Below are 3,361 nucleotides of genomic sequence, written 5' to 3' on the forward strand. Positions count from 1 at the left end.
AATCCCCGCGAGTTCACGATTTCTGAAGGTATCGAAATCTGAACTGTAGGTGCTGCTGGGGGATTTGGAGGCTTTCTGGCCGTGGGTTCGCAGGTTACCCGGTCGTCGTTTCGGTGCCTGCCGGGCTGGCCGCGCGGGTGTAGCGCAAGCTGGCCTGGGCGCTGAGGTTGAACATGGTGGCGATGCGGAGGGGATCGGGTCCGGCGGCGATCGCTTCTTCGAGGACCCGGTCCTGGCGGAGGCTGTCGGCCGTGGCCGGCAGCCCCTTGAACAGGCGCTTGAGCCAGAAGTCGCTGACTGGACTCTCCCTCTTGGCTGTCTGCTGGGTGAGGAGGAGATGAGGGTTTGCCGAGTCCGGCCAGCGGGCGTCACGGTAGCGCCGGTACTTGCGGATGGCTTCGGCGGTGAAGTCGTCGAGGGGCCGGCTCACCTCGCCCCGCCGGAGGCGCCCGGTGCTCAGCTCGATGTCGGAGTCCTGGAGCATTCTGATCTCGTACGGGAAGAGAGCGTGGATGCCGGCAAGGGCGACGACGGCCAGGAGGGCCGGGCTCTCATCCGCGGCTCTGGCCACTTGTTTGAGTTGGTCTTCCGCGACCGGCGTGGGCGGGTTGACGAGGGTGTTGCCGGGCCTGATGCGTCGGGCCGGGTCGGCGAAGATCAGCCGCTGTGACTTGAGCGTCTTGAACATGTCCCGGAACGCGACGATTTCGCGCTGGACGTTGTTCCGTTTGGACAGCCAGTCAGTGATGTCCTCGGGGGTGACCTGCCTCAATGTCGAGTATCGGGGGGCACAGTACTGGGCAGTGAACGGGACGATCAGCCGCAGGTGGATGTCGACTGTGTGAGGCGACCTGGGGCGGCGGCGGGGGGCTCCGTTGCGGAGGATGTCGAAGTAGGCGGTCACCTCGACGCGTATCTGCTCGGGAAGCACTGCGAGGTGAGCTCTGACCAGTTGTTCGAGGGGGTCGGGTGCGTCGTCGAGCAGGATGTCGAGATCGTTGAGCATGTCGATGAGATGGACTGCGGGAACATCGATGTCCCGGGAGAGTGCATGCACCGTGGTGGCTTTGATCCTTTCGGAAGGTTGGTGCAGGGCCGAGAGGATCATCAAGCCGCACTTCACGCGCTTGATGGTGCAGTGGTTCCAGCCCCGTACCGCCGCGACGTCCTTGGCCCGATCGACGAGGAAGTCCGCATATCCGGGATCTACGGGGGTGGATCCTGTCCAGGAGCGCCCCTTCGAGCCGCTCGGGTGCCGATAGCGCCGGAAGTCCCGGACCGGCTCGAAGAGCGTGAGTTGGATGCTCTCGGGCGGCTTCAGCAGCAGGGGGTGTCTGTGCGACGTCTCGCTCGGCGACTCAGGCACCTGCACTGTTCTTGCGGTGAGGTGGTGGCACCGATTCCATTTGATCAGGTCAGCGAGAAACGTCTGGTGCCCGGTTGCGGCTGCGACCGTGAGGTCCAACCGGGCCCCGTGGCCGGCTGACGGGACCTTGATACGGCCGGCGACGAATGCGGCCTGGTGACGGCAGGCCCGGCAGACTCCTTCACGCAGGGGGACGGTCGCGCCGCACGTGCCGCACAAGTCGGCAGGGTACTTGTACCACCATGCCCTGCACGCATAGCAGAGGATCTTCGAGCCGCCCGGGTTAGGGTGCAGGCCCCAGGCCATGCAGACCTCGCAACTCTCAGGCGTACCACGCCCCTTGGCCTTCGCTTCCTTCGTCACAACGGCGGCATCAAGTTGCGGGAGGCCGGGCCGCCGCCGCTCCGACGACGGTTCTCACCAACAGCGGGACGGATGGCCGCCCTGCTCTCATCCTGCTCCGGTCGTTTCGCGCGGGCCTTCTCGGGCTCACGGACAAGCAGATCGCTGGGTTCGCATTGCAGCACCTCGCAGATCACGTCGAGATCGTCCAGGCGGATAGTCACCGGCTGGCCGGCCCACAGGTTGGACATCTTGCCCGCACTGATCACCAAGCCCGCGTCGGCCAGCATGCGCTGGAGTTCGGAGGACTTCCAGATGTCCCTCTTGGCCGCGGTCATCCGCAGGTTCCACTTCATGACGCTCCTCCGAATCGCGCCCGTCCACGCTCACCCGCACGGACCCACGCGTCCTCGACATGAGTCTGGTTGACGTGTACGTAGATCATGGTGGTGTTGATCCACTTATGGCCGAGCAGCTCCTGGATCGCCACCACATCCATGCCCTGACGGTAGAGCTCCGAGGCAGCGAAGTGCCGAAGCGTGTGCGGCGTCAGCTTGCCTGCCTGGGAAGGAAGGTGCTGGGCGACCATCTTCTTCAGATGCAGGCGGAGCGTGTCGGTATCCACCCGCAGACTCGAGCCGTCTGCGGCCCGCCGCTCCGAGGGGAACAACGGCGCCTCTGGCTCATCCACCCGATCGTCGTACTGCCAGCGGGGGCCGTCGACCCACCACTCCAGCAGCGAACGGCTCCCGTTGATCAGCGGGACGAGCCGTTCCTTCTTCTTGCCGCGCCTCCCCTTGCCCCGCAGAAGAATCTTTCCGAACTGGCCGAGCTCCCAGTGGATGTCGTCGACGTTCGCCAGGCTCAGCTCCGAGACCCGGGGACCTATCAGACTCGCCAGCCTCATCGCGGTGTAACTCCGGACGATCGACAACGGTTTACGCGCCTGCGGCACCTCGTCACGCCAAGCCGAGAACAGATGGTCGACCTCCCCGAGCGCCTGCGGCACCTCGTCACGCCAAGCCGAGAACAGATGGTCGACCTCCCCGAGCGGCGGCGGAACCCGCAACCGGGACAGGGTCGATCCACGGGGCCGGTTGATCTCATCCAACGGCGACTCGACGACATAGCCGGTTGCCCTGTGGATGGCGGGCTTGTGCCGTAGTTCAAGGAACTCGAAGTACACGCTGAGAGAGTGCGCCTTGTGGACCTTCGTGGCATGAGCCAGGCCCTGTTGATGTCGGCCGAAGAACCGGTCCAGATCGCGAGGTTCCATCTCCCACAGCGGGCGCGTGAACCATGAGCGCACTTCGACGATCACGCCGACATCGCCGGCGACCGTCCCGTCGCTGATGCCGGCCGAGGCCCGGGCGAGCACGAACTCGGACAACAGGTCCTGCTCGAAGGCCGCGAGCTCCTCCGGCGTCGTCAAGCGCAGTTCCGGACGCAGGTCTCGCACGATCGCCAGGGACACGAAACCTCCAGCTCGACCATTTGGCCAACTGATCGGACTGGACGACATTATCTCAGGAATCGTGAGATTTCATCGGGATGGACAACCGCTCGCGTGGGACGGATGGACCTCCAGGTCAGGCGCACGCTGCGGCGCGACCAGGCTTCGGCGTGCTTGAGGAACCCTCGGGAGGAGAGTCA

General features: G+C 65.0%; 3 protein-coding genes. All 3 read right to left on the reverse strand.

All coding sequences use genetic code 11. The annotated features are described in order from the left end of the window. Window positions 1–94: 94 nt before the first annotated feature. The 3 genes from ABZ659_RS35745 to ABZ659_RS35755 are packed head-to-tail and all read right to left on the reverse strand — an operon-like array spanning window position 95 to window position 3,182. Window positions 95–1,729 (reverse strand): hypothetical protein, encoded by a 1,635-nt coding sequence (locus tag ABZ659_RS35745; protein WP_360229155.1) that lies wholly within the window; start codon window positions 1,727–1,729, stop codon window positions 95–97. Then, complete coding sequence (locus ABZ659_RS35750; RefSeq protein WP_327417517.1) at window positions 1,726–2,064, reverse strand: helix-turn-helix transcriptional regulator; 339 nt, start codon at window positions 2,062–2,064, stop codon at window positions 1,726–1,728. Before ABZ659_RS35750 ends, ABZ659_RS35745 begins: the two co-directional genes overlap by 4 nt. Beyond that, a complete protein-coding gene (locus ABZ659_RS35755) occupies window positions 2,061–3,182 on the reverse strand; it encodes a site-specific integrase (protein WP_360229159.1) in 1,122 nt (373 codons plus the stop codon). The genes ABZ659_RS35750 and ABZ659_RS35755 overlap by 4 nt, the downstream gene beginning before the upstream one ends. Window positions 3,183–3,361: the final 179 nt, after the last annotated feature.

Origin of the sequence: Streptomyces sp. NPDC006997 (assembly GCF_040635175.1) — a bacterium.
Taxonomy (GTDB): Bacteria; Actinomycetota; Actinomycetes; order Streptomycetales; family Streptomycetaceae; genus Streptomyces.

Coding starts and splice junctions, on each gene's coding strand:
- ABZ659_RS35750 (WP_327417517.1), bottom strand. CDS start 2,064: ATGAAGTGGAACCTGCGGATGACCGCGGCCAAGAGGGACATCTGGAAG.